The organism is Brevibacillus formosus (assembly GCF_003013405.1).
Classification (GTDB): domain Bacteria; phylum Bacillota; class Bacilli; order Brevibacillales; family Brevibacillaceae; genus Brevibacillus; species Brevibacillus formosus.
In genome coordinates this window covers 78,366-105,083 of sequence record NZ_PXZL01000007.1, presented here as the reverse complement: position 1 = coordinate 105,083, position 26,718 = coordinate 78,366, and the positions used below count along the sequence as shown (strand labels likewise).

The following is a 26,718-nucleotide window of genomic DNA, read 5'->3' as shown; positions in this document are numbered from 1 at the left end:
GGGAATTGTCCGATAAATAAAGGGAGAAGGATTATGCCCGATCATTCCTATTGCGGGACAAAAAGCGATTCATAATAACACAGAGAGGTGAAAAAATGAATAAGTCCTATCAACAATTCCGTCGTTGGCTGGCAATGTGCCTGACGATGATGCTGATTGTTACAGGTGTATTGCCTGCCGTTCCTGCTTTTGCGGCATTTGGTTCCAACTGGAATACTGGAGCAGGTATCCAGACACCAGCTGACTATGTTGTGGCACCTAAAGGCGATGGTACAACTTATGGCACGCCGATCAAGACCATAACCAAACTGGTACATGGAGTCGAACTTACTTACAAGGATAGCTCTAAAAATGGTCAAGGCGTGGACGTACTGATTGATAATGTCGCGCTTCCGAACAATCAACTATTCGTAAACGACAAAATTAAACTACCAGATTTTCAATTGAACAGCAGTGGAGCAGTGACAAAAGTAACGGTGAGGCCAAAAGTAACGGTTGAACCAACAAATGATACAGCAGAGATTTTCTTTCAGTATACGCCAAACCCTGCTGCTCCTGGGTTAGGAAAGCTAACATTTAATAACACCGGACAAGGTGAGCATCAAAGTGACCCAAAAAAGGTAACCAACAGAACAGTTTCTAATCTGGGGTACACTTATAGTGTCACAACGGCAGTAGATAAAACACAAGCTGTTGAAGTCCAAGTAAATGGTGTGACTGTTCGTACTGTAACGGGTCCTGGAGGTACCCTGCCAGATATTGATTTGTCTCCTGGTCTAAATGCAGTTCAAATATTTGCGCCAAATACAGGAGAACGTGACATTATCTATTACGAGTACAACTCGCAGAACAGCCCAATCTCCATTACCAACTTCTCTGGAGGAACGACAGCTTATACTCCAGTAGTTTATGGAGACTCTACGATAACCTTAGTTGGTACGTATGGCAGTGGAGTAACAGGAAGTAGCTTGCGACTGAAGCTGATCACGAACAACGGCACTTCCGTTCAAGACTTGGCCAATACTGCGCCAGCGATTAATGGTAGCACCTTTACATTTAGCAATATTGGTTTGAAGCCAGGTCTGAACCAGATCGCTTTCTACGAAAAAGTGGGGAATGTAACCAAAGAGCACTACCAGTTCTATGTTCAATACAACAACACACCACTTGTCAGTGACTTGAAAGTAAATGATACACCACTGAACGATCCGAATGTCAATACGAGTCCGACCTATATCACGGTTCCTTCGATCAATCGTCTGAATTTGAATATGGATGGAAAAGCGCTCAATGCGGATACCGTTGAAGTGAAAAACCTGCGCACAGGTGATGTGGTCAAAACGCAAGTGAACCGCACTGGATCTTTTGGGTTGAGTGTACCTTCGCAGCTTGGTGAAAATACCCTGGAAATCAGAGTGTTTAACCAAAATAAAGAAGTGGGGACATTTGTCCGCAAGCTGTTGGTCACCACTACATCATCGGGAAGCTCTGATCAGTATTACAAAGTAACATTGGGTGGAGTAGCGCTGCAGCCTAACCAGCTATCTACGGTAACTGGTTCAACGTATTCTCCTGCGATGACTTTGAATGGTGCGGCACTTTTGAAATTTGTAGATATTGCTGGTACTCAACAGTTCCAGGAATTCAAGGTCACGATTTCAGAAGGTGGAAGTAAGACTGAATACAAGAGTGGAAATGGAGTAACCTTTACGCCGATCGGTAATCCGCAAAGTGGTTTTACCGAATATGCGGTTTCTCTGGCGGTACCTGCTGGAGTCTTCCAAGATGGAAAAACGTACAAAGTATCTTTGAGCTATCAATATCTGACAAAGGCATCGGATAATACAGTAACTTCTCCATCAGGCTTTATTAACGTCGCGAACTACGAATACGAATTCAAATACTTGGATAGCTCTAAGCCGAGCATTTCACAAGTGATTAATTTGGCAAATGCACAAGTATTGTCTCCAACGGCTTCGAATATCATTGTTACTTCACCGTTGGAATTGAAAGCAGTTACGAAAAATATACCAAATCCAACTACTGCAACGATTGCTTATAACGGGCAAGTATTAACTTCAGGAACAGACTATGTAATTACGGCTGGGACAGATGATTTTACGCTTACTCTGAAAAAGCTGCCTCAAGGTCAAGGAAAATTGGTGATTGGATATACTAGTGCAGCGGGCTCATTATCTGCTACTTACACTCTGGATATTCGCATTACCCCATTTGCCCAAGTCACCTATGTAGATGCTACCGGACAGGTGCGCAGCTTTGAAGATGGGTATCAAGTAAAGAGTGAGAATGACATCCGCAATCTCGACGGGAAAGTGTACAACTATGTTTTGAAGTCAAATAACATTGAGGCAACGTTGAACGGCGCGGCCATCACAATATCTGATATTAACACAGACAAGGGTACGTTCCTTATTGCGAAGGATGTGCTGAAATACAAAAAAGGCAGCAACGTCCTGAAAATTACCTTGAAAGACGATCCAAAAACAGTATTCACCTATAACGTTTCCTACAACTCATCCAAGACGCCATCTGTCGAGGATGTGAAGCTGGAGATCATCTCCAATGGTGAAAATGAGGAACTGACCAAGAAAGCTGGAGATGCATCTTATAAGACAGGTGCCAACTTCCTGACCAACTTGAGCTTTACAGTAAATGATGCAACACATGTCTACATTGAAAAGAACGGGAAGCGTATCAATGATTTCCGCTACAAGAGTGGAGATTGGGAACAAGATACGACAAACCAGGAATACGTAAAAGCACGCCTGGAAGCATCGTTGAATAATGATTTGGAAGACTTGTTCGATGAGCACAACATTGATTCACAATCTCGTTCCCGATTTGAAGGAAAGATGACCACAAAGAAATACGGAGATCTTGTTGAAGAAGTGCAAGATGCTGTGACTGATGCTAAAGAACAGGAGCAGAAACTGGCGCTCTTCCCACTGACGCTGAAGAAAGGTGGCACAACGGTCTACACCATCGTAGCCGAAGATGACAATGGTACTGTCATTCGCTATGACATCAACATCGATCAGAAGTATTCCAGCTGGGAAGTTTTGGCCCCAGTGAAAGCAAAAGAAACTGACCCATACATCATCGTAAATAGCAACAGTGCGGTTGTGAAAGTGTTTGCGGAAAATGCAGACAAAGTATTGTTCGGCAAAACGGAGGCAAAAGTAACCAATACAAGCAACCCTGACTTCTATTACGATGACGATCAAGGGAAAACAATCCCTGAGACTTACTATGTCTTTACATCTACAGTTGCACTTAAAAAAGGTCTAAACACAATTAAATTCTCTGTTGTGGTAGGCGATAGCACCTATAAAGACGAAATCAAGATTTACAATGCAAGTTCGACTGTAAATGGTGCAGAATATCGTGATGTATTAGGGAAGAAAACTACTTTCAGCGTATTTGATAAGCAGTTTGAGTTGAAGTTCCCGAAAGGTACCGTATTGCTGTCACCAGATGACAGCCGTGCTGGTCAAGAAGTGAAGAATCCTAACGGTGATATTTTTGTCGATGTACCTCTATACTTCGGTATGGCAGACCGGACAACAGGACAAATAAACATCGACGAGGATAATCTGGAAGAACGACTGGTTCTGGAAGCGAACTTTAACTATGCAAGTCCTCTGTACTATGTAGATGCAGGTGATACAGAAGCTCCGGGTGGTCGTGATCCATACTTCGATGAAGGCGATGCAGAAGACTTCAAGAGCCGTTGGCAAGACAATCTAGTTCCTAGCCTTCGTGGTACACTTACCATCAAATACGATCCATCCATTGTAAACGCAGCGAATAACATCCTGACCGTTTACTATCACAATGGGGATGAATGGAAAAACATTGGTGGCGTAGTGAGTACAAGCAAAAAGACTATTACGGTGCCGTTTGCTGGTTTTGGTTATTACATGGTCATGAAAACGAGAGAAACATACGATGATGTCATCGGACATGATTTCGCTCGTGATGCAATTGAGACGCTGTACGCCAAAGGAATCATGCCAGCATACAGTGGAAGCAGCTTTGGTGCTAACCGTGACATGACTCGCGGCGAATTTGCAACGATGCTGGTCAAAGCGATGGATCTGCCAATTAACGCTGGGCCATATCGGGATAGCAACGAGCGTGATCCGTTAGAACCGACCTTTACCGATGTTCGTCCGAATCGCGATTCGTGGGATTATCAGTACAAATACATTGAGACGGCTGCTCGCGCTGGGATTATTCGTGGAAAACAACCAGGGTATTTCCGTCCAGATGAAAATCTTACTCGCGAAGAAGCTTCAATTATGATCGCCCGTGCGCTTAATCTCAAATTGGGCACACTCGATGCTTCCAAGCTGGCTTTGAACAAAATGTTCTCAGATGCCAAAGACGTTAGCTACTATGCAGCTCCATCCGTACTTGCTGTCAGCAAGGCGAAGCTGATGAACGGCGAAATAAATAATCCAGGTGAGAAAAAGTCAACCTACAGCTTCAAACCAACAAACAACCTGACTCGTGCTGAGATGGCTGTCATCACTATCCGTGTCATGGTCCAACTCAAAAAACTGCCTAAGCAGTAAGCCGAGATATTTCGCTATATATAATAGAAGAAAAGCTGAAGAGGTCATCGCCTCTTCAGCTTTTTTCATTGAGAAATTACTCTTCTTCCACATCGCCAACCGCGTCTACAGGAACCTCCACATATTCCTTTTCCCCGAGCACGATCTGAGCTTGTCCATTCGTCAAATCAACCATCCGTGCAACAAACTCATCCTGTTCCCCCTCAGGGATCAGCACATGAGCGGTAACCTTGTCTGTAAAATCCGTACCACTCACGCGATGTTCGCCTAGACGCAGCTCGTTCTCCACCTTGCCCCACCACGTATAGTCCACGCTGACAGAGATCGTCTGATGCAGCGTGTGCACCACGATCTTTGCAGCCTTCAATGCAGTGACGGTTCCAGCTGTATAAGCCCGAACGAGTCCACCAGCCCCAAGCTTGATTCCGCCGAAATACCGAGTGACCACCACGACCGTATCCTTCACGCCATTTTTCTTGATGCATTCCAGGATCGGCTTGCCTGCCGTACCGCTAGGCTCCCCATCATCACTCGAACGTTGAATCTGGTCGTTTTCGCCGATGACAAAAGCAGAACAATTATGGGTAGCGTCCCAGTGCTTCTTTTTAATCATCGCGATAAATGCTGTCGCTTCTTCCTCAGTGGTTACCCGCTGGGCATATCCGATAAAACGGGAGCGCTCAATGACGATAGAATCCTCACCGTAGCCAGCAATGGTTTTGTATTGGGTAAGCATCGTACAATCACCTCAAGAAAAGGATAGCATGCCAAAGAAATGTTGGCGAACATTGAAATGTTTTTGACACATAATCGTAGTACTCTATGTGGTGCTTGTGGAATAAAAGAGGAAAGGGAGGAGTTACTTATGATTCCCTTATGAAAATGCTGGTATGGCATAATTTTGCGTGTGAGAAGTATAACTCTGTGATATAGTGATCTTGGGACAAACCACATATTTAATGTGGTTAATAATTTTATGCTCAATATAAAATAAAGGAGTGGAATTCAGTGAATTTTCCATATTCGAAAAAGAAATGGATGTCTATCAGTTTGGCGGCGTTATTAACAACAGCACTTGGCGCAGGAACCTTGACAGCATCTGCGAATACAGGCTCCGATCAAGCAAAGGCACCTACGACTGTACAAGCATCTACCGATAAAGTAGCAGCTGAGGCAGGCAAAGATAATACGACAACACCTGATACTGCCGCAACAGAAGAGTTGACGCTGGATAAAGCGATTGAACAAGCTTTGAAAACCAACGTTACATTGCAAAATGCTATTCTGGATGCGAAAAATGCGGATATTAACAACTCAATTACTTACAGAAGCACGGCACAAATGACAGCAGACATGCTGGAATCCTTGGACGCAGCGCAAGCAAAGTATGTAAGAAGCGCCCAAAGTGAAATGACCAAGAAGCTGAATGCTCTCGCTGTTAAGTCTACAGAAGGAAAAATCAAGTTAGGCGCACAAGATGCCTATTACAAACTGATTTTTGCTCAAGATGACGTGAACCTGAAAAAACAAAGCTTGGCTCGTGCAGAAGCACAACTGAAAGTAGCCAAGGCTGCATTTGATGTGGGAACGAACGCGAAGACTGACGTCCTCGAAGCAGAAATGGGCGTAGCTGGTGCAAAAGCTCAGTTGACGACTGCGGAAAACAACTTGGAAATTGCCATGATGAATTTGAACGATTTCCTTGGCGTTGATCTGCAAAAAGAATGGAAAATTGTCTCTGCCAATAAGAAAATGGCTCCAATCTCGATCACCATGGAAGATGCCGAGAAGCAGGCCCTCTCTAAACGTTTGGAAATTACCAAAGCAGAAGAAGAGCTCAAGCTGGCAGAATTGAATGTAAAGCTGATCGCTGAGTATACAGCGGCGTCAACTCTTTCTGGTCAACAAGCTCGCAACAACGTCGAGAAATCGAAGCTTGCCATTGATGAGGCAAAACGTACCGTTTCAAAAGATGTTGCTCAGGCATACCTCAACCTAAACGCAGCTCGCGAGGCGATTGACTTCCAAAAAGCAGCAAAAGATTCCGCAGCTGAGAGCTATCGCTTGAAAAATTTGCGTTTTGAAAATGGACTCGCGACGACTTTGGAAGTTATCCAATCGGAAGAAGCACTGTCTACTCGTGAGAACGAATACCAAAAAGCTGTTCTGTCTTACAACCTGGCTGTCGTAAACTTTGAAAATGCGTTAGGAAATTAACCTAATTCAAGCAAGATTTATGAGGTTTTGAACCAAATTGGAAAAAGGTTCAGTCGTGACAGCCCGCCATATGTCCTCTATAATACGGATTGTGGCGGATGTCACTTCGTACATAATAGACAGGTGAATAACGAACCACGAAAAAAACTTTAAATTTTTTTCGAAGGCGCCGCAACTTTTGATTCGCTCAGGCGTTTAATAGGATGTCACACGAAAAACGGGGAATTGTGTAAAAAAGATTCACGAATTCTAGCAGTTGTGTTACACTAGTGATTGTTGCATTTTACACAATACTGAATATACTAGAGATTTTTAACACAAAAAGCGAGGCTTTCCTGCGAAAGGAGGTGACACGCGCTTGCAGGATTCGGGCTTTAAAAAGAAAGATAGATTAACAACAAATATTCCCCAAGAACAATTTGTTTATACTAGAGGAGGAGAACACAAGGTTATGAAAAAGGTCGTTAACAGTGTATTGGCTAGTGCACTCGCACTTACTGTTGCTCCAATGGCTTTCGCAGCAGAAGAAGCAGCAACTACAGCTCCTAAAATGGACGCTGATATGGAAAAAACCGTAAAACGTCTGGAAGCTCTTGGCCTGGTAACAGGTTATGGCAACGGCGATTACGGTGTAGAAAGAACTATCACTCGTGCAGAGTTCGCTACTCTGGTCGTTCGCGCTCGCGGACTCGAGCAAGGTGCGAAATTGGCACAATTTAGCAATACTTACACAGATGTAAGATCTACTGATTGGTTTGCTGGTTTCGTAAACGTAGCTTCCGGCGAAGAAATCGTAAAAGGTTTCCCGGACAAATCTTTCAAACCACAAAACCAAGTTACTTATGCTGAAGCAGTAACTATGATCGTTCGTGCACTGGGCTATGAGCCAGCTGTTAAAGGTGTATGGCCAAACAGCATGATCTCCAAAGCTTCCGAGCTGAACATTGCTAGAAGCATCACTACTCCTAACAATGCAGCAACTCGTGGCGATATCTTCAAAATGCTCGACAACTCTCTTCGTGTAGACTTGATGGAGCGCAAAGGATACGGTACTGAAGCTACTTATGAGATCACAAAGGAAACTCTCCTGACTAAATACCTGAAAGTTACTGTTCGTGACATGGAATGGGCTCAAGAAGCTGGCAACGACAGCGATGACCTGCCATTGGTAACTAACGTACCAGCTATCGGTCTGGGCAAAATCAAAGCTAACGAAGTTACTTTGAACGGTAAAGACGCTGGTATCGGCAACACTACTTACAAAGTAGCTGACGGTATCAACGCTAACGATTTCGCTGGTCAACACGTACAAGTGTGGATCAAAGACGACCGTGAAGACGTAATCGTTTGGATGGAAGGTTCCACAGACGAAGAAGTTATCATGGACCGCCTGGGCGAGTTCACTCTGAAAGGCAAACTGTTGGAAGATCCAAAAGATCTGAGCAACTCTGATCTGGCTGATCTGAAACTGGAGTTGGACGCTAGCGAAAAAAGCTACCGCTTCAACAAAAATACCCAAGTAACTTACAACTTCACTCGCTTCAACGATGCAGTTGATGGTTTGAAAGAAATCATCAAAGACAACGCTGATGGCGGATTCACTTTCGGTGCAAAAGTTGTTCTGGACAACAATAACGAGATTGCTTACATCCACGTTATTGACGACCAATCCATGAACAAAGAAGAAGAAGGCGTTAAATACGGTTCCGAAGTTATCTCCAAAATCGATGCTGATAAGAAGAAAATCACGAACCGTGATAACGACAAGTTCAACGAACTGGAAGACAAAGAAGAAGGTAAAGACTTCTTGGTATTCCTCAACGGTAAACCATCTAAATTCAGCGAACTGAAAGAAGGCATGGTTTACAGCGTATACTACGCTGATGGCGACGAAGACAAACTGCTGGTATTCGCTACTGACACAGTAGTAGAAGGTAAAGTAGACAAAGTTGTTAGCCGTAACAACAACGACTACCGCCTGACTATCGGCGACAAAACATACCGCGTTTACGAAGGTGCTACTTTCTCCGATGACGGTAACAAAGATGTTCAAGACATCGACAAAGACCACTGGGATCTGGTTGACAGCTTGGACGACGAAACAGTAAAACTGTACCTGGATGCTTCTGGTCGTGTTCGTCACATCGAAACTAAGGATGCTATCGACGATCGCAAACAAAAAGCAATCATCACTCGTGCAGCTACTTTCAACACAAGCAAAGACACTTGGGATTTCACTGTGTTGACTCAAAAAGGTAAAAAAGTAACTGTTTCCCTCGAAGCTAAAAACATCTATGACTTCGATGGCAAAAACTACGCTAGAGATGGCAAGTCCGAGTGGGATCTGGAAAACATCCTGGTACCAAGCAAAGACAAAGACACTCTGCTCGTAGAAGTAACTCTTGATGCAGATGGCAAACCATCCAAAGTTGAATTCCTGAAACCTGTAAAAGTTGAACAGGAATCTGGCAAAGCTTGGGATGACCTCGCGGATGAAGACGACGATATGGTTGGCGACTACGAAGTTACTGACAAAACAGCTGTCTTCAACATGACTGGTGAGTTGGAAACAAACGGCAAACGTGCAGAACTGAAAAACGCTAAAACTGCGAAGTTCAAAGACGTTGCTGACGAAAACGACCTGTCCGTAATCTACACTGTAAACGATAAAGACGAAGTAGAAGCAATCTTCGTTGTTGAAGGTGACGGTTTGTCTGGTGACGCTATCTACGGTCAAGTGATCGACTTCGGTCGCGCTGGCGGTAAAGACACCATCAAAGTATGGGTTAAAGAGAAAGACAGCAACAAAATTGTTGAGAAAGAATACAAACTGGATGGCGATCAAGACGATCTGAAAGATGACGACATTCGTCGTAACGACTTCATCGCATTCACAGTTGATTCCAACGACGAAGTTATCGTTGACGATGTAGTTGAAGTAGTTAACAAAAACGCTAAAGGCATGCTCGCAGAAGTAACTGACGAAAAAGGCCTGAGCGATGCAAACATCGACAAATTGACTGTTGGTTTGGTTGATGATGTAAGCAAAGACACCATCACTTACAAAGATGCTGACGGCAACAAGAAGAAAGCTAGCATCAAATCTGCTACAGTTTACTTCGATCTGTTCGATGACCTCGGTGAAGCAGATGGCGTTAACGAAGGCGATTACGTTGTAATGATCGACAGCGGTGACATCTCCGGTACTAAATACGACTTCGTACTGATCGTTTCCGACGAGAAGACAGTTCGTAAAGAAGACCTGGAAGATGAAGCAGAAGCATTCTTGAAACAAGAGCCAACTAAGCCAGATCCAGGTGAAGATAAATGGGATGCAATTCCTTCCAGCTTCACTGGTAAAGCAGTAAGCAGCGCTGGTCTGTATCAAGTAGTTGTTGAACTGAACAAAGGCGTTTCTCGTTCCGATGTTAAAGACTTCGCTCTCTACATCGAAGGCAAAAAAGTAGACAAATCTACTTACGACATGATCGAAGACGGTAACGGTTGGAAAGTTCAATACTACGTTCAAGACGATTCTAAAGTAACTAAAGGCGAAGTCAAAGTTACTAACGACAAAGGTGAAACCGATACAGCTTCTGTTAAATTCGAAGAAGCTTAAGAGTAACACTTTTATCAAAGCAATATAGTAAATGGGAGCATAGAGGGGGATATCCCCTCTATGTTCTAAATGCCCTATAAAAATAGAACTTCCTATCAAACTTACGGAGGGGTAGTACGTGAATAAAAAAGTAGTCCTTTCAGTTCTCTCGACTGCAGTAGTAGCTAGCATGGCGACTTCCGCTTTTGCAGCACCTAAAGCGGGTATTTACATGGGCGGCAACGTCAAAAAATACTATTCTACTGATGTAGTATTGAACATGACCAAAGAAGCAAGAAAATCTTACTTGGAAAATGTTCGCCTTGCTGGTCCTAACGCGGTTGTACAAGTTGACAACCAAGGCCGCGGTGCTTTCCTTCAAGAGATTCTTGATGAAGGTCGCGCAAAAGCTTATGAAGAAAAACTGGTAAAAGAAGATTTCATTGACCTGTACGATGTAGTAACTCTCGATGGTACTATTAAGGGTACAGAAGATGCAAAATCTAAAGTTGACCCAGCTCCTACAGGCGACCTGAAAGTTGATTCTGTAAGTGCAGTTGACGCTCTTACATTGCAAGTTAAGTTTAACAAAGAAGTTCGCCTTGATTCTGCACAAGATCCAGCTAACTACAAGCTGAATGGCGCAGCTATTCCAGGTGGAACTGCTACCAAATATGAGCTGCAAGCTGACAAGAAAACAGTATTGATCACTTTGCCGTTTGCTAACAAGCTTGCTAATAACAGTACTTATCTGATGTCTGTATCTGGCGTGATTGGTGTAGACCAAAAACCATTGGCAGCTGCATTTAACCAAGCAATTTCTTTCAATGATACTACTGCACCTACACTTGGCGCTGTAACTTATGAAGATATCAACACTGCAAAAGTAAGCTTCTCTGAGCCAATGATTCAACTGGCTGGTGCTTCTATTCGCATCTACGATGAAACTGGTGCAGATGTAACAGCTACTGGTCTCGAACCTGTAGTAGATGCTAGTGGATTTGCTATTGCAAATGGTGGCAAAACTATCACTCTCGACCTGACTAATGCTGTTGCTAACAAAGCATACACTGTTAAAGTTTACGGTGCAGTTGATGCTTCCGGTATCGGTGCTGGTACGAAGACCTTTACTGTAACGAAAACTTCCAGCGACATCACTAAGCCTCTTGCAACTACAATCGCTGCAACTGGTTTGGATACCTTCAAAATTACTTTCAATGAGAAAGTAGTAAAAGACGCTGCGAATGGCGGTCGTTATGGTACAGTATCCATCGACAATCAAACAGCTTTCGATCTGGTTCAAGGCGGATCTGTAGCTGCTCTTACTTTGAATGAAACTGGTACTGAACTGACAGTTAAACTGTCTGCTCCGTTGACAGGTGGTCTGCACACTGTAGCAGTAAACAATTTCGTTGATGCTTCTTTGAACAAGCAAACAACTGCTTTCAGCAAACTGGTTAACTTCGCTGCAGACGTTACTGCTCCGAAAGTAACTGGCACTACTGTACAAACAGTGGGTGGAGCTGACAGCATCATCGTTTCCTTCGATGAAGAAATCAAGAAAGCTTCTCCAGTTCCAGCTAACGCTATCACTGGTGGTAAAGTTGTCTCTGAGAACGTAGAGTATGCTGTTCCTGCATTTGGTGCTTCTACTAACCTTTACGATCCAGATGGCGATGGCAAGTCCAACATGCTGAGCATTGCTCTTCCAGCAGGTTCTAAGTCCGGTGCTTACACTGTTACTCTTGCAGCTGGTGTAGTTGAAGATCTGGCAGGTGTGGATAACGCGTCTGGTTCCCTGACCTTCACTTACAACCCTACTACTAGCTCCAGCAAGCCAAAAGTTGTAGATACTGACGACAACCCGAACAACGGTGCTAGCGGAGTGACTGCTCAAGCTGTTGGTGCTCCAAACGAAATCACAGTTGCTTTCAGCAAGGAAGTAACTGATGCAACTGCTTTGAATGTTGCTAACTACACTGTTGATGGCGAGCAAGTATTTGAGAAGGCAGTATTCGTTGGCGACAAGAAAACTGTGAAATTGACTCTGAAACCAGAGGCAATTAAAGCTACTGCAAGCTACTCCTTCCAAGTGAAGAACGTAGCAGATGCAGCAGGAAACGTAATGGATACTGTAACATTCATCCAACCGTTCACTGAAACTGTAACACCTACAATCAAGTCTGCAGCTGTTGCTGGTGTAGATAGTCTCTCCATCACTTTCAGCGAAAGCATGGATGCTGCGTCCCTGACAGACAACAATGATTTCGAACTGTTGATTGGTGGCGTGAAAGCTGCTGGAACTCTGTCCGTAACTGGTTCCGGTACAACTTACACTGTAACTCGTGATACTTACTTCACACCGGATGACTTGAACAAAGACATCCAAATCAAAGTTCTTCCTACTACTAACGCAACAGATGCTTCTGCAATCAAGAACGCTCTGAAAGGCGATGTAGTAGTTCCTGTAAGCAAGTAATAACAGGAAGTAAAAGGCCCGATTACTCGGGCCTTTTTTCTTTGTCATGAAAGCACTCTGTATATTAATTATAGTTACATTGTATTTACATATTATTTAGGTGAGAATTATGATAGAATGAATAAGTCTGTTACAATTTATACATAGTTTTGTAAGTGGAGGAAAAGTACATGCATATAAAAAGAACGATATACTCTTTATTGCTGGTTACTTCAATGATAATTAGTTCTGCATGTAGTGATAATGACAAAGTTGCTCCAGATGAAGGAGCATCTAATACCGCGCCATCGTCTCAAAGTGGACAAAAGGGAACAGTGTCGAACGAAGTTGCCAAAAAGTTTGAGCAGGGAGTAAGTTTGTATAACCAAGAGAAACTGGATGAGGCATTAAATGTATTCCAAGAATGCATTGCTGAAGATCCAGCGAGTGGACAATATGAGTATTATATTGGTAACATCATGCGTAAAAAGAAGGACCTTCAAAATGCTCTAATTAACTATCAAAACGCGATTAAAAAGTCACCTGACTTGATCGAGGCGTATAATAATAGTGCAGCTATTCAAATGGCCACTCAAAATTTTGACCAGGCCCTGCAAACTGTGAATGACGGGTTGAGTAAACAACCAGATTTCAAGGATTTACAATTTAAAAAAGCACAGCTTCTCTATGTTCAACAGCAATTTAAAGATTCCATAGCACTATTAACCCCATTAGCACAAGATCCAGCATATTTTGAAGCCAATCGTTTTTTGGGATTAAGCTATAATAACCTAGGGGATAAGGCGAAAGCTTTAGAACATTTTAACACTTATTTAAAACAAGCTCCTGAGGGAGTTCCTTTTAAAGAGACTGTTAAACAAATGGTTGCTGAATTGGAAAAAAACAAGTAGTTTGATGACTTCATCAGTCCGGAGGTTACAATGGGACGAGTAATAAACCTAATTAGCCTAATCGTTATTTCTTTACTTTTTATCTACACTCCGTACCTACGGGGTTTATTTTTTGATAATGATATGTATTTGGTTCAATTCATCGTATGTACATTATTCATGATGAATATGGCTGTAGTATTGAAACAGCCAAAAAACCAATTGTTACCTTATTTGCTTGTGTTTATAATCCCGCTTTCTCAAACTTTTTCCGTTTTTGGTTCTGAAACGTTATCAGGTTCTTTCGATAATATGATCAAGTGGTTTACTTATGCTGCTTTTTTTATTCTATTAGTTTACATTAAGCAATCTGATAAATCCCGAAAATTGGAGAGAATGTTATTAGTTGTTTTTCAAATAACAGGGATATGGATTGCCTTTTTTGCTATCTTTGGTTTAGGTGGTTGGGTGGAGTACCAGGACATATTCTTAGGGAACAGGTTGTCTGGGACATTTCAGTACCCAAATACGTTTGCTGCCGTTATCTCAGTTTTCTGGCTATTCTCCATGATTATGCTTTCCAAAAAGAATAGCTCTTACCTATACTCTATTTTTTATGGATTACCCTTGCTTGCTTTTGGTGTTTCCTTTTTTTTCGCGGATTCTCGAGGAGCTATGCTTTTCTTCCCAGTAGCATGGCTACTAGGGGTGTGCTTATTAAGGGGTAAAAATCAAATCAATTATTTCGTTTATTCTATCATGTCTATAGTTGCTTCCTTGCTCGTATTTAACCAAATGAAAAACCTGTTAAGTTCTGGGGCAGGCTCTTCAGCAATGAATGTTTTCATAATAGCAACTGTTCTGTCGGTGGGTATACTACTAATTTCTCGCATGATTCTACTGGCTATTTTTAAGAGTACAAAAGCGAAGAGCCTCTATCGGCAGTGGGTATTGCCAGCTATTCTAATAGCCCTTGGAATTGCTGGCGGCTTGGACTTGCAAAACAAAGGCTTGTTGTATCAAAACCTGCCAGATAGTATTCAAGTTACGATTTCCGATATTAACCTGGAAACAAGTAGTGTATTAGGAAGAACAAGTTTCTATGAGGATGCATTGCGTATAAGTAAGGAGTCTCCTTTATTCGGTTTTGGAGGCGATTCGTGGAAGATACTTTATCCCAAGTATCAAACGGTTCCATACATTAGTAATGAGGTGCATAGTGGCTACTTAGAAGTTGTCATTAGTCATGGATGGGTAGGTTTACTGATTTTTGTGGGCTTCTTTGCAATGTTATTTTTCTTGGCATTTCGAAGCAGACAATCTGCTCAGGATAATGATAAATTTGTACTCGTTACAGCTTCCCTAACATCATTGTCAATCCTGTTTATGCATGCATTCATTGACTTTGATTTTTCATTCGGTTCAGTCTGGTTTATTATATTCTGGCTTTTTACCATGGCAATCCCAGAGAATACTTTTAAAAGTTTAGAAGCGAAGTTGTCCGCAGGTAGTAAAAAGATACATATTGTGAGACTTGCTCATATTTGTTGTATCTTGTTAGTGGCAGGAAGTGCATTCTTTTCTATTCGGTTCTATTATGCAGACCAACAAGTAAGTTCATTATTACAAAATACATCTCTTGCAGAAGCAAAACAAACGTATGAAAGTGCTATAAGTGCTAACCCATATAAAAGCGATTATCACATCAAATTGGCTGAAGTATATGCAAGTGAAACGAATCTGCAAAATCGAGAAAATAATGCGATACAAGTAGAGAGTCATCTGCAAGCAGCAGAAGAGCTTGAGCCAAATAACTCAAATAACTACTTAATGGCAGGTAAAGTGTATGCTCTATTAGGTGAAATAGACAAGGCCAATGAGAGTTTACGAAAATCGTTACTGATAGACAGCTTCAATATTAATGCGTATGATAGTGTCATCCAACTGGAAGCACAAATGGCGATTTACTTAAAACAAAACCAAAAGAATGAGGATGCTCAACGCTGGGCAATAAAAGCACTTGAAGACTACAAGCAGTATCGTAAGACAGTTGACCCGTTTATTGACCAAAGTATTCCTGATAAACGGCCACTTGAATTACAGAAATCAACACAACTCTTAATAAGCCAATGCTACTTAATAGTAGGGGAGTATAAAAAAGCAATTGAGCATTTGAGTATGATTACGGATGAGAATCCATACGATATTCTCGAGATAGCTTATGCAGTACGAGTGGTGGCAAATGAAGCGTTAGGCCAATACCCTGAGGCAGGGCGACTTACAAAAATCATGCTGGAGAAATCAAATGAGTTTCCAAAAAGTGTAATTTCACTAAGGCCACTGGTTAGTAAATAAGTAGTGAGTCATGGATAAGCAGAGAAGAAAAGGTCTCTGGTCGATTTATATCGACCGAGACCCCTTTTTTAAAAACGAGTTTTATGCGAAAGACAAAACCGAACCAATGAGGTTGTCATGAAATTTTTAAAAAACTTAGCTTCTGTCTATGTAGTCAATATTATTAATGGCATATTAGGAATTATCTTTATTCCTGTGTTTATAAATAACATGGGACTTACTGCATACGGATTATATTCAATTTATGTGACGGTTGTTTCTTATATGAGTTTAGCAGAATTGGGAATATCTAAGAACTTAACTCGACTATTGGCATCGGAGAAAGATGAGACGAAAAGAAGAGAGCATTTTCAGATCGTAGCGGGGTTGTATACGATTGTTATTTTACTTCTTCTCTTACTTCTTCCTGGGCTTAGTCAATTATTGACGAAGTGGTTTTCATATGGGGGAGAGCTACAATCTGTCATTGCATGGATTGCTGTTCTTTCGGTACTAGAATATATTTTAGGGATCCCTACATCAATGCTACAAGCAAATTGCATTTCGAATGAAAAGTTTAATCATTACTCAAAGTTTACTTTTTTATCGGGTTTATATAGATATGCATTAATGTTCGTAGGGATCCTATTATTTGAAAATCCCGTATATGTTATTGGTCTTTTAGTGTCAAGAAAAGCAATTGATTTTGTTGTCGCTTATAAAGTTATGGGTGGGTTACCAAAAAGTTATTGGAAACCGGTTTTCCAGCCGTCAAAATTTAAAAGTTTGGTATCTGAGTCGGCGGTGCTTTCAGGGTCTCAGGCGTTACAGATTACGATCATATCAATTGGATCAATCTTAGTAGGGAAGAATTTTGGTGTGGAAAAACTAGGATTGTACAGGTCGATTTTTGATTTGGTAAGTAAAGTTTGGTTAGTTTCCAATGTGTTGGGATTAGTTGCTTTTCCTATGTTCGCTAAAATACTACATAAACCTACAGAGAATCTGAGGACGATAAACCAGATTCCTCAATATTTGAATTTAAGTTGGTCTTTCTACTGTTTGGTAGGTTTTTTCGGGACTATGCTTGCTCCTTATATACTTGGGATATTTGATTTTCCTGAAACAGATGTGAACGAATTGTTCGCGTTATTGTTAATCGGTGTAATACTGAACGCTCATGCCAATCTCAGCTACGAATATCTGCAGGCAGGCGGAAACTATTTGAAAACACTTATATTATCGTTACTTGCTCTTGGGATTCTTTTTATAAGTTACTTTTTTATACTCCATCATGCCGGTTTTAACTCAATTGGGTGGGCGTGGATGGTTAGTATGTTGATCTATGCATTAGTTGCCGATTACATTATTATGATGGAAATAAAAAGGTATATAATAAAACGAGTACTTCCTGATTTTGTTTTCAAGCTACTGACAATTTTACTCTGTGTCTTCTACTCCTTGAACAAGGATAGCCTATCAGGGGTAATGATTTGTCTTATTTTGTTGCCAAACCTAGTATGGTTTTTTTACCTTTTTCTTAAATCATATTACTACATAAAAACAGGAGATAGGACATGAAAACGCAACTGAATTACATTCGTGACAATGGCATCGTAACAAAGGTTTTCCTATTGATATGGGTTGTTTTAATAATGTCAGCTGATCTAAAAATTACACTGTTTAGTAAGGTGCATTGGGTTGTTTCTTTATTGTTTCTTCTCCCCATTTTTTTGTTGAATGATAAAAAAATGGGTAACAACAAATTTGTTGTGTATTTACTTATTCCTTCAATTCTTTTGATTAGTTCAATCCTCATCAGTAGCTTTTTTAGTCAAAACTACTTGTATGATTTCTTTCAAGCTGGGAAAGTTGCCATGATTTTGATAGTTTGTTATCTCTTTTTTTTAGTGAGATCTGAACTAGCACAGCTTGCTTTTAAAGGATTTATCATTTCAGCATATATTAATTTTATTCTATTAGTATTGGGTGTTTTGTCCTTTACTCAACTGGCTTCTATTATGACGTTAGATGGAAGATGGGGAACTTTTTTAAATTATCCTGGTTCTCTAAGTAAGGTCGGTGTAGTTGTTTACGTTTATGCTGCTTTTCAGTTATTTAACAGGACTGCTCTTTCTATCAGCAATATCATGCTTTTAATTGCCTCTGTATTCATTGTTTACTTTGATGGGTCTCGTACCTCGGAAATTTCCCTGATACTTGGGACGATTTTTTTGTTCATTATATGGCTCATTGAGTATGTTAAAAACATCTCTAGACCTAAGTTTTCCAGCATGGTCGTATCAATCCTAGTGCTTGCACTCGTATTAAGCGTAGCCAAGGTATCCGTTGACCAAATCACCTTATCTATTGAAACCAAGCGCGCTATAGAGCTAGCCAAAATCGAGGCTGCAAAAGAAGCAGAAAAAGCTAAACAAAAACCTGTTCAACCAACTGACTCAAATGCTGTAAAGCAAGAAGAAGTCAGCACTCCTCCAGTTGAAGTCCCCACTTCTGATGAGCTTAAACAGAGCAACGACCGAACTGGCTCTGTTTTCGCTAGCATGAGTACGAACGGAATCTTAGCGGGAATCGCTTCAAGTGATCCGATTCGTTTTCAAATGATCATTACAGCGCTAGATGAAATTGTAAGCCATCCGTGGGTTGGACAAGGTATTGGAACCACAAAATATCAAACAGAATCAGGCCCTATTGTCGTTCACAATGCCTATCTGCAAACTTGGGCTGACCTTGGTATTTTAGGGTTACTTGCTCTTCTTGGGTTATATTTTGGCTGGATTATAAAATTACCTACTGTGATGCGACATATTCAAGGTTCAAAAAGCGTGAGAGAGCGCTCTTTATATTACAATTCCATTTTTATCCTTCTCTATATGTCATTTAGTGCGCTATTCCATCCGTTAAGCACAGAATGGTCAGAATGGATTTTGTTCATTATAGCTTCTGCTATATACTGGGGATGTACCAAAAGAAAAGAGGTCCCTGTTCATGGATAAGCCTAGCTTCTCTATCATCATTACAACTTATAATAGAGCTCATTTAATAGGAAGAGCCATCGATTCAGTTCTTCAACAACAGAATGATGCAGAGCTCGAAATTATTGTAGTTGACGATAATTCATCAGATAACACACAACAAGTTGTAAATGAGTTGTATCCAATGGTTACGTATATGAAACAAGAGGAAAATCTGGGACCTGGCCCGGCAAGAAACAGAGGATTGAAGAAAGCGACAAAAAGTTGGGCAATTCTATTTGATGACGATGATACACTATTGCCAGGCAGTCTATCACTAATTTGGGATGCGATGAAGAATTTTGAGTCCCTGGAAGAATATCCTGTACTTAATTTTGCCCATTCAAATGGAACGATTCAAAGTGATTTTCATTGTTTTTCCATACAAGACTATTTAGGTGATAAGATTCAAGGGGATTTTGTACCTGTCATTCAAGTGAAAAAGTTTCTGGAGTTAGACTATGCATATCCTCATACAAAAATAGGAGGCGAGCATCTTCTCTGGTGGCAAATTGCAAAGGATAGCGGTATCCCTACTTGGGCCAAATGTGTAGCAAAGGTCCATTCCGACGCCCCTATAAGATTAACATCGTTTGAGGCACAGGCAAGTAGGGCTTTGGAATACGCTCAATTACAGGACAAAACAATTGAGTTATTCGAAAAAGAGTTATTACTTTTTTCTCGTTCTAAACTTAGAGACAAATGGCTTGGATCGATCGTTTACTGGAAATTAGCTGGTTCTAAACAAAACGCTGTTGAAAGGTTAAGAGCAGCCCGAGAAAAAGGGGTGGTTTCTACCTCTGTTTTGTATTGGTTGCTTTTATTCTTTTCCTATATGCCAAGTGCTTTATGCAAAAAAATGTTTGTCTTTGCTAAGAAAGTGAGGGCAAAGTGAAAATACTTCAATTAATAAATAGTTTAGATTACGGTGGGGCAGAAGTCCTTTTAAAAGATTTGATCATCCAGTTTCGAAAACTTGGAGTAATAGTAGATGTTGCTGTACTAAAAAAGCTGGATTCAAAAATTGAAGAAGAGTTGTTGCACGACGGAATCAAGATTCTTTACTTGGATCAAAAAAGTATATACAACCCTATGCATGTAGCGTCACTAAACAAGCTTATTAAGGATTACGATATCATCCATGTGCACTTGTTCCCTTCACAATTATGGATGGCTGTTTCCATGATGATCTCCAATTGTAAGCGACCTATCATTACCACTGAACATAGTACCCATAACCGTAGAAGAGTTTCTTGGTTCCGCCCAATTGATAGATGGATGTATAACAGAATGGATTCTATCGTGTGTATTAGTGATGGAACTAAGCATAGTTTAGTGGATTGGCTTCCCAATCTATCCGATAAAGTAGTTGTAATCAATAACGGAATCCATGTAACTAGGTTCTCAAGTGCCAAACCAAAACAAAGCAAGATTGATATCATTGGAGTTGACGCTCCACTTATCCTAAGTATTGGTCGATTTCAGCCTGAAAAGGATCATCGAACTTTGCTCAAGGCAGTCGCTTTAGTTGAGGAGGCCCATTTACTATTAGTTGGTGACGGAGTATTACTGGGGGAAATGAAACAACTTGCTGACGATCTCCATATAAAACATAGAGTACACTTTTTGGGAAGAAGAAATAATGTTCCAGAGTTAATAAAGTTGGCAGATGTTTATGTGCAACCGTCTATTTGGGAGGGTTTTGGTATTGCGGCACTTGAAGCAATGGCGGGGGGAACTCCTGTCATTGCTAGTAAGGTTTCTGGACTTCAGGAACTTGTTGGGGACGCTGGGATATTGTTTGAACCAGGAGATTATGATGAGCTAGCAAATAAGCTGAAAATTATTCTGAATGATGAGGACTACCGCCAACAATTATCAAATAAGGGAGCTGCTCGATCATTGCAGTTCGATATTAAAAGTAGTGCTTTAGAGTATGTTAATCTCTATAATCAAAAATTAAAATCAAATAGTTCGAGTATGGACTAAGGGCATAAGACGAGTTATGGATTTTCTCAAAACATGCCGGTATGAGGAGGATCAAGGTTGAAGATAGCGCAGCTAATAACTCGAGCCGATTCAATTGGTGGCGCACAAATCCATGTGCTGGATCAATCGAAATCTCTACTTGAGATAGGACATGATGTAACAGTATTAGTCGGCGGAGATGGACCGTTTATTGACCTTCTCAGCAAGAATCAAATAAGATTTCAAATACTTCCTAATTTGAAACGCTCTATACATCCGTATTATGATGGAATTGCTCTTATGGAAATCGTTAGAGCACTAAAAGCAATACAGCCTGATCTACTTGCTACTCATTCATCTAAAGCGGGATTATTGGGTCGTTTGGCTGGTAAAATTATGTCCATACCAACTGTATTTACTGCACATGGGTGGGCTTTTACTGATGGTGTACCGCCTCTACAGCGTCGGATATACACTCTCGTCGAAAGATTAACTACGCCATTAACCCAAAAAATAATTACGGTGTCAGAATACGATAAAAATATTGCCTTAAAAAACAAAGTTGCTTCTACCGATAAACTTGTCACTATTTATAATGGAGTTCCTGATCTTGATGTAACTTTGATGGCAAACCAGAAAACAGACTGTCCCAAAATTATTATGGTTGCTAGGTTTGAATCCCCAAAGGATCAAATTACTCTTCTCGAGAATCTTGCAGTTCTTCGTCACTTGAATTGGACCGTTGATTTAATAGGCGACGGACCTTTGAAGCCAAAAGCTGAGGAAGTAGTTCAAAATCTGAATCTCTCTGATCGAGTACGATTTTGGGGAGCCCGACAAGATGTTGCTACAATATTGGCCCAGGCACAGATATTTGTTCTGATTTCAAATTATGAAGGATTTCCCCTAAGTATTTTGGAGGCTATGAGAGCAGGATTGCCTGTTATTGCATCAGATGTCGGAGGTGTAAGTGAGTCTGTGATTGAAGGAGTCACAGGGTACTTAATACCTAGAGGCGATTCGGTTAAACTGCAACAAAAATTACATAAACTGATTGATTCGTTTGAATTACGAAAAGACTTGGGTAATAACGGAAGAGAAAGATATGAAAAGTATTTTACTGTCCCTCAAATGGTAGATAAAACGGTGCAAGTATATAAAACTGCTATATCAGAGAAATGATTATGTGAAGGAGAGTAGAGACGATGAGAGTCCTAATAACAGGTGGTGCAGGATTTATAGGTTCTCATATTGTGGATAGATTGGTAGGAAATGGTCACGAGGTTATTGTACTCGATAACTTGGTTTCAGGGAAGTTATCTCATGTTCCTTCAAATGTAAAAGTGTACGAGGTTGATATTATCTCTGAAGAAATCAATTCTATTTTTGCAACCTATAAGCCTGAAGTTGTGATACATCACGCTGCCCAAATTGATGTCCAGCTATCTTTGAAAGACCCTATGTTTGATGCGGATGTGAATATAAAAGGTACAATCAATCTACTTCAGGCCTGTGCAAAGTATCACGTGAGGAAAATTGTTTACGCATCTTCAGCAGCTGTATATGGAACTCCTTTAGCACTTCCAATAAGTGAAAGTCATCCCACAGCTCCCATTTCGTTTTACGGCATTTCTAAACTAGTTCCGGAATCTTATATCAGGGTGTATTCTGCACTATACGGGCTGGAATATACTATTTTGCGTTATTCAAATGTTTATGGAGAGCGGCAAGACCCCAAAGGAGAGGGTGGGGTAATTTCTATTTTTGCAGATAAAATTATTTCAAATCAAACACCAACTATTTTTGGAGACGGTAAACATACACGTGATTTCATTTATGTTGGGGATGTAGCTGATGCAAATCTGGCCGCATTAAGTTTAGGAAGCCAACAAACATTTAATATTAGTACAAATACAAGTACAACCCTCCTTGAACTGTATGACACCATGAGAAAAGTTGCTGGAAGCGACATTATTCCTGCACATATGAGTGAACGTGATGGAGATATCAAGCATAGTAGATTAGATAATGGTTCTGCTCTAAATGAACTAGAGTGGACTCCTAGAGTCACATTAGCGGAAGGGTTGGAAAGAACCATCCACTATTATCAAGACTTCATCGAAACCGAGAAGAGGGAAATATATGTATAACAAAAAAACCTATCTCGCATTAATAATATTATTGGACACTCTTGCTATACATGCAGGTTTTATCATGGCTTTCTTCATACGGTTTCAAAACAATTTACCTGAAGAAAACTTGGTAGCATATCAGCAAACAGCACTTTGGCTCTCTATTGTTTCAATTATTCTTTTCTACTTTTTTGAGTTGTATTCTAATTGGGCAAGGAAGAGTTACCACCAACTCATATACTCAGTAACTATTTCTGTCGGGTTAATGATGGTTTTTACGATGGCTGTCTCTTTTTGGTATCGTGAGTTTGCGTTTCCACGGAGTGTCATTCTATTGTCAGGAGTTCTTAATCTTGTATTGATTGGAATCATACATACAGCGGTCTGGTACACTCAACGCTTAACATTTGGGAAGAAAAAAGTGCTCATTGTAGGTCAAGATGTAAACGATGGCCTATTAATCGCAAACAAGGTACTCGATCACAATAAGGGATGGTTTACTGTAAAAGAGTTTGTCCCCTACTATGATCAACCAAAATTCTTACTTTCACTTACACAGGCAGAGGTAGTAATTCTTAGTCCTAATATACCTAAAGATGAAAAAGTTAACATTATTCATCATACAATACAACAAAATAAAGAAATTCTTTTGGTTCCTGAAACATATGAATTATTTATGCTTAGTGCTGAAGCGCAACAAATTGATGACATGCCGGTCCTATCGATTAAGCCTTCAAAGCTCTCCACCATGCAAAGAACAACAAAACGGATGATGGATCTGTGTTTATCAATCATGATGCTTGTATTAGCAAGCCCGGTAATGATTGCTTTATATGTGATTATCCCGTTAACTTCACCAGGTTCAGCGATTTTTAAACAAGAGAGAATTGGGCTTGGTGGGAGACGTTATCAAGTTTTGAAATTTCGAAGTATGGTTAATAATGCTGAGGCGTATACGGGCCCGGTTCTTGCAACACAAGGAGATTCAAGGATTACTAAAATTGGACACTTTATTAGGACAACTCGCCTCGATGAGTTACCTCAATTGTTCAATGTCATAAAGGGAGATATGAGTCTTGTAGGACCTCGTCCTGAGCGAGAGCATTTTATAGATCAATTTAAAAAGGCGATTCCAGAGTATGGGTATCGTTTAGCAGTAAAACCTGGTATCACAGGTTTGGCACAGGTGATGGGGAAATATAGTACAACTGTCGAAGATAAGCTTCGCTATGACTTAATGTATATTCACAACTATTCCTTCGTTTTTGACTTGAAGATTCTGTTTCAAACTCTCTTGGTAGTTGTACAAAAACAAAAATCGGCAGGTGTTCAAAACGCAGGATCCGAAAAGGAACAAGTATTGCTAGGGTTGTTAAATATCAGTGAACAAGAAGTAGCTGCTGGAAAAGAATATTGATTTGGTAGCTGTTTATAGATTCTAGATATGAAATGAGAAGCTTATTTGCATTTGCTAGCTTATATAATTGATAATCTAGGCTTGAAGAAAAAGCGCAACTTAACGGAAAAAGGTCGTTAAGTCTGTGCTTTTTATCACGAGTGATTTGCTTTATTAGAATTCCTCAAAATGTTTAAAACCATTGTTGCATGGAGGAAAAAATGAATAATCGATATGTAGAGCTAGATCGTTAAGGGGATTAGCTGCTATTTCAGTTTTTTTAAGTCATATGTACCTTATCTTCCAAGAAACTCTAGTCAAAAAATATATAGAGAGGAGTTAATTAACAGATCATGTTTGCGCTTTTACCTAATCGTTTTTCCAACTTATTGGGAAAGAAGTTTTTTGGGGCTTTTGGGGAAAATATACTATAGCCTGTAATAATACATCTGCCTGTACTGATGACAATGGCTCATTTACTACAAGGAATAATTCCTATTTAGCTTATTTGTCTTTTGACTATAGCGGTAACAATATTAGTATCGTGTTTAATGTATTATTTCGTAGAAAGACCGGCTATAAATTTGAGTAACTCGTTAAAAAAATCAAATATGAAAAAAGACGTGATTCAATCAAAAGTTTGACCATCATTGCAAAAAATTATCCAACATGGTATGGGTCAGAATAATATCAGGCTCATGCCTTTTCAATTTGTCCTGATCTATTTGCGGATATTAGAGTCGGAATCACTTTCCGCAAATAAAAAAAAGAGCCAACTGACCTTGTCAATTGGCATATGAATGCTTCCCCAAGTTATTTGTTTAGACTCTTACATTTTATCAATAATAAACAAGGTTGTAAACTTTAACTCATTATGGAAATGTCATACAGAATTCCTATCGACGTCTATCCTTCCATTCCTTGACATTCCCTGCTGCGTACGGGTATCCTAACATAACTAACAGTACGAATGGGGCAATAAAAAGGTTGCAAAAGCTGTTTGTTTTCTGCTTGGAATGCCAAGTTTTCTATGTTGCAAAAGGATGTCACTATGCTATAGTGGATGACGAATGTTACTATATATAGATGTAGAGAAAAGTTGGGAGCGACGATATGTTATCCTTCTTGAAGAACTTAATGGGGAATAAACCGACAACGAATGAGGTGCGAGAGCAGGTTCAGGAAGAATCGATCCTTTCCGCTGCTGATACCGAACAGTCACATCAGGAAGAACAACAGGTACAGGTTGAATCAACTGGCGTCACAACAACACTCTCTCTGCATGAATCTTGGGAGAGCCAGCTTAGTGAGCAAGAAAAATATTCGCTCTCTTTCATGGCTCTGGAGCTGGAACCGTTACAGCCGGGGAATATTTCTTTGGCCGGAACTGCGCTTGTTCCACATGATGACGGGATTGAAGTGACGGCATTTGTCCGGAACAGTACGGACAGACCGATTCGCCTAAATGAAATGACACTGGTGGTACTGTTTGGTGATCAGGAGCTGTTTACACGCCAATCCTTTGATTTGAGCGCGCTTGGCGAAATTCCGCCGCGCTCTGCAAGGCCATGGGCGTTTGTATTTGCTAGAGAACACTTTTTACAGTTAGATGTTCTCTTGATGAATTGGAAGATCGCTTTTGAGATGGCGCAGAAGAAGATGGTCCTTCCACAGCAGTTGGAGCTGGAGGAATCTTGGATTAAGGCGATGACTGATGAGCAAAAAACGTTCTTAATTGAATTAGCGAAGAAGCTCCCTGCTCTAAACGAGGGAGAAGTAAATATACAGAGCGTGCAGATTCGTCAATCGGAAAATGGTGCTCTGAATGCGATGCTTTTGATTCGCAATGGCTCTACACAGTCGCTGTCCTTCGAAACGTTGCCGCTGGCGCTCTATGATGCGAGCGGGGATAAGGTGGCAGAAGGCCTGTTTGAACTAGGAAGCCTGACTGTAAATGCCAATACAAGCAAGCCGTGGCTGTTTATTTTCCCGCCAGAGAGCATTCAAAAGGAAGAGCTTGACTTGTCTCGTTGGAAAGTGAGCGTTCCCCAAGGAGCCTAATGCAAGAGAGCGGAATTTGCATGGGCTAGTC

At 40.7% G+C, this 26,718-nt stretch carries 15 protein-coding genes; 14 read left to right on the top strand and 1 reads right to left on the bottom strand.

Annotated features, from left to right (window positions below; genetic code table 11):
* Positions 1-95: 95 nt before the first annotated feature.
* Entirely contained in the window at positions 96-4,598 is a 4,503-nt protein-coding gene (locus tag C7R91_RS07230) for an S-layer homology domain-containing protein (protein WP_047069784.1), read from the top strand.
* Positions 4,599-4,674: 76 nt separating this feature from the next.
* On the opposite strand, the gene C7R91_RS07225 is transcribed toward C7R91_RS07230, so the two are convergent.
* On the bottom strand, positions 4,675-5,334 hold the full coding sequence (locus C7R91_RS07225; protein ID WP_047069783.1) for a YigZ family protein: 660 nt from the start codon (positions 5,332-5,334) through the stop codon (positions 4,675-4,677).
* 272 nt (positions 5,335-5,606) lie between these two features.
* Here C7R91_RS07225 and C7R91_RS07220 point away from each other — a divergent pair, with 272 nt between their 5' ends.
* The 13 genes from C7R91_RS07220 (at position 5,607) to C7R91_RS07160 (ending at position 26,687) form a co-directional block, all read left to right on the top strand.
* Positions 5,607-6,815: a TolC family protein gene (locus C7R91_RS07220; RefSeq protein ID WP_047069782.1), complete on the top strand. Its 1,209-nt coding sequence runs from the start codon at positions 5,607-5,609 to the stop codon at positions 6,813-6,815.
* 451 nt (positions 6,816-7,266) lie between these two features.
* Entirely contained in the window at positions 7,267-10,434 is a 3,168-nt protein-coding gene (locus C7R91_RS07215) for an S-layer homology domain-containing protein (RefSeq protein ID WP_047069781.1), read from the top strand.
* A gap of 118 nt (positions 10,435-10,552) precedes the next feature.
* The gene (locus tag C7R91_RS07210) at positions 10,553-12,892 is read left to right on the top strand and encodes an Ig-like domain-containing protein (protein WP_047069780.1); all 2,340 of its coding nucleotides are present in this window, start codon (positions 10,553-10,555) and stop codon (positions 12,890-12,892) included.
* A gap of 170 nt (positions 12,893-13,062) precedes the next feature.
* Positions 13,063-13,782, top strand: coding sequence for a tetratricopeptide repeat protein (locus C7R91_RS07205; RefSeq protein WP_047069779.1), 720 nt, complete (start codon positions 13,063-13,065; stop codon positions 13,780-13,782).
* Positions 13,783-13,812: 30 nt separating this feature from the next.
* Positions 13,813-16,116 carry an O-antigen ligase family protein gene (locus C7R91_RS07200; protein ID WP_047069778.1) on the top strand — a complete coding sequence of 768 codons (2,304 nt, stop codon included), beginning with the start codon at positions 13,813-13,815 and terminating at the stop codon, positions 16,114-16,116.
* A gap of 117 nt (positions 16,117-16,233) precedes the next feature.
* Positions 16,234-17,676, top strand: a complete 1,443-nt coding sequence (locus tag C7R91_RS07195) for a lipopolysaccharide biosynthesis protein (protein WP_047069777.1) — start codon at positions 16,234-16,236, stop codon at positions 17,674-17,676.
* On the top strand, positions 17,673-19,112 hold the full coding sequence (locus tag C7R91_RS07190; protein WP_047069776.1) for an O-antigen ligase family protein: 1,440 nt from the start codon (positions 17,673-17,675) through the stop codon (positions 19,110-19,112). The genes C7R91_RS07195 and C7R91_RS07190 overlap by 4 nt, the downstream gene beginning before the upstream one ends.
* Positions 19,105-20,025, top strand: coding sequence for a glycosyltransferase (locus C7R91_RS07185; protein WP_052773393.1), 921 nt, complete (start codon positions 19,105-19,107; stop codon positions 20,023-20,025). The genes C7R91_RS07190 and C7R91_RS07185 overlap by 8 nt, the downstream gene beginning before the upstream one ends.
* Complete coding sequence (locus tag C7R91_RS07180; protein WP_047069775.1) at positions 20,022-21,119, top strand: glycosyltransferase family 4 protein; 1,098 nt, start codon at positions 20,022-20,024, stop codon at positions 21,117-21,119. Before C7R91_RS07185 ends, C7R91_RS07180 begins: the two co-directional genes overlap by 4 nt.
* Before the next feature lie 57 nt (positions 21,120-21,176).
* Positions 21,177-22,280 (top strand): glycosyltransferase family 4 protein, encoded by a 1,104-nt coding sequence (locus C7R91_RS07175; protein WP_047069774.1) that lies wholly within the window; start codon positions 21,177-21,179, stop codon positions 22,278-22,280.
* A 23-nt stretch (positions 22,281-22,303) separates the two neighbouring features.
* Complete coding sequence (locus C7R91_RS07170) at positions 22,304-23,248, top strand: NAD-dependent epimerase/dehydratase family protein (protein WP_047069773.1); 945 nt, start codon at positions 22,304-22,306, stop codon at positions 23,246-23,248.
* Positions 23,241-24,647, top strand: coding sequence for a sugar transferase (locus C7R91_RS07165; RefSeq protein ID WP_047069772.1), 1,407 nt, complete (start codon positions 23,241-23,243; stop codon positions 24,645-24,647). The genes C7R91_RS07170 and C7R91_RS07165 overlap by 8 nt, the downstream gene beginning before the upstream one ends.
* A 1,092-nt stretch (positions 24,648-25,739) precedes the next feature.
* Positions 25,740-26,687 (top strand): accessory Sec system S-layer assembly protein, encoded by a 948-nt coding sequence (locus tag C7R91_RS07160; protein ID WP_047069771.1) that lies wholly within the window; start codon positions 25,740-25,742, stop codon positions 26,685-26,687.
* Positions 26,688-26,718 lie beyond the last annotated feature (31 nt).

Excerpts from the sequence above, each read along its gene's own strand:
- C7R91_RS07230 (WP_047069784.1), top strand. The coding sequence starts at position 96 with ATGAATAAGTCCTATCAACAATTCCGTCGTTGGCTGGCAATGTGCCTG.
- C7R91_RS07165 (WP_047069772.1), top strand. The coding sequence starts at position 23,241 with ATGTATAACAAAAAAACCTATCTCGCATTAATAATATTATTGGACACT.
- C7R91_RS07185 (WP_052773393.1), top strand. The coding sequence starts at position 19,105 with ATGGATAAGCCTAGCTTCTCTATCATCATTACAACTTATAATAGAGCT.
- C7R91_RS07225 (WP_047069783.1), bottom strand. The coding sequence starts at position 5,334 with ATGCTTACCCAATACAAAACCATTGCTGGCTACGGTGAGGATTCTATC.
- C7R91_RS07215 (WP_047069781.1), top strand. The coding sequence starts at position 7,267 with ATGAAAAAGGTCGTTAACAGTGTATTGGCTAGTGCACTCGCACTTACT.
- C7R91_RS07205 (WP_047069779.1), top strand. The coding sequence starts at position 13,063 with ATGCATATAAAAAGAACGATATACTCTTTATTGCTGGTTACTTCAATG.
- C7R91_RS07200 (WP_047069778.1), top strand. The coding sequence starts at position 13,813 with ATGGGACGAGTAATAAACCTAATTAGCCTAATCGTTATTTCTTTACTT.
- C7R91_RS07160 (WP_047069771.1), top strand. The coding sequence starts at position 25,740 with ATGTTATCCTTCTTGAAGAACTTAATGGGGAATAAACCGACAACGAAT.
- C7R91_RS07170 (WP_047069773.1), top strand. The coding sequence starts at position 22,304 with ATGAGAGTCCTAATAACAGGTGGTGCAGGATTTATAGGTTCTCATATT.
- C7R91_RS07195 (WP_047069777.1), top strand. The coding sequence starts at position 16,234 with ATGAAATTTTTAAAAAACTTAGCTTCTGTCTATGTAGTCAATATTATT.
- C7R91_RS07190 (WP_047069776.1), top strand. The coding sequence starts at position 17,673 with ATGAAAACGCAACTGAATTACATTCGTGACAATGGCATCGTAACAAAG.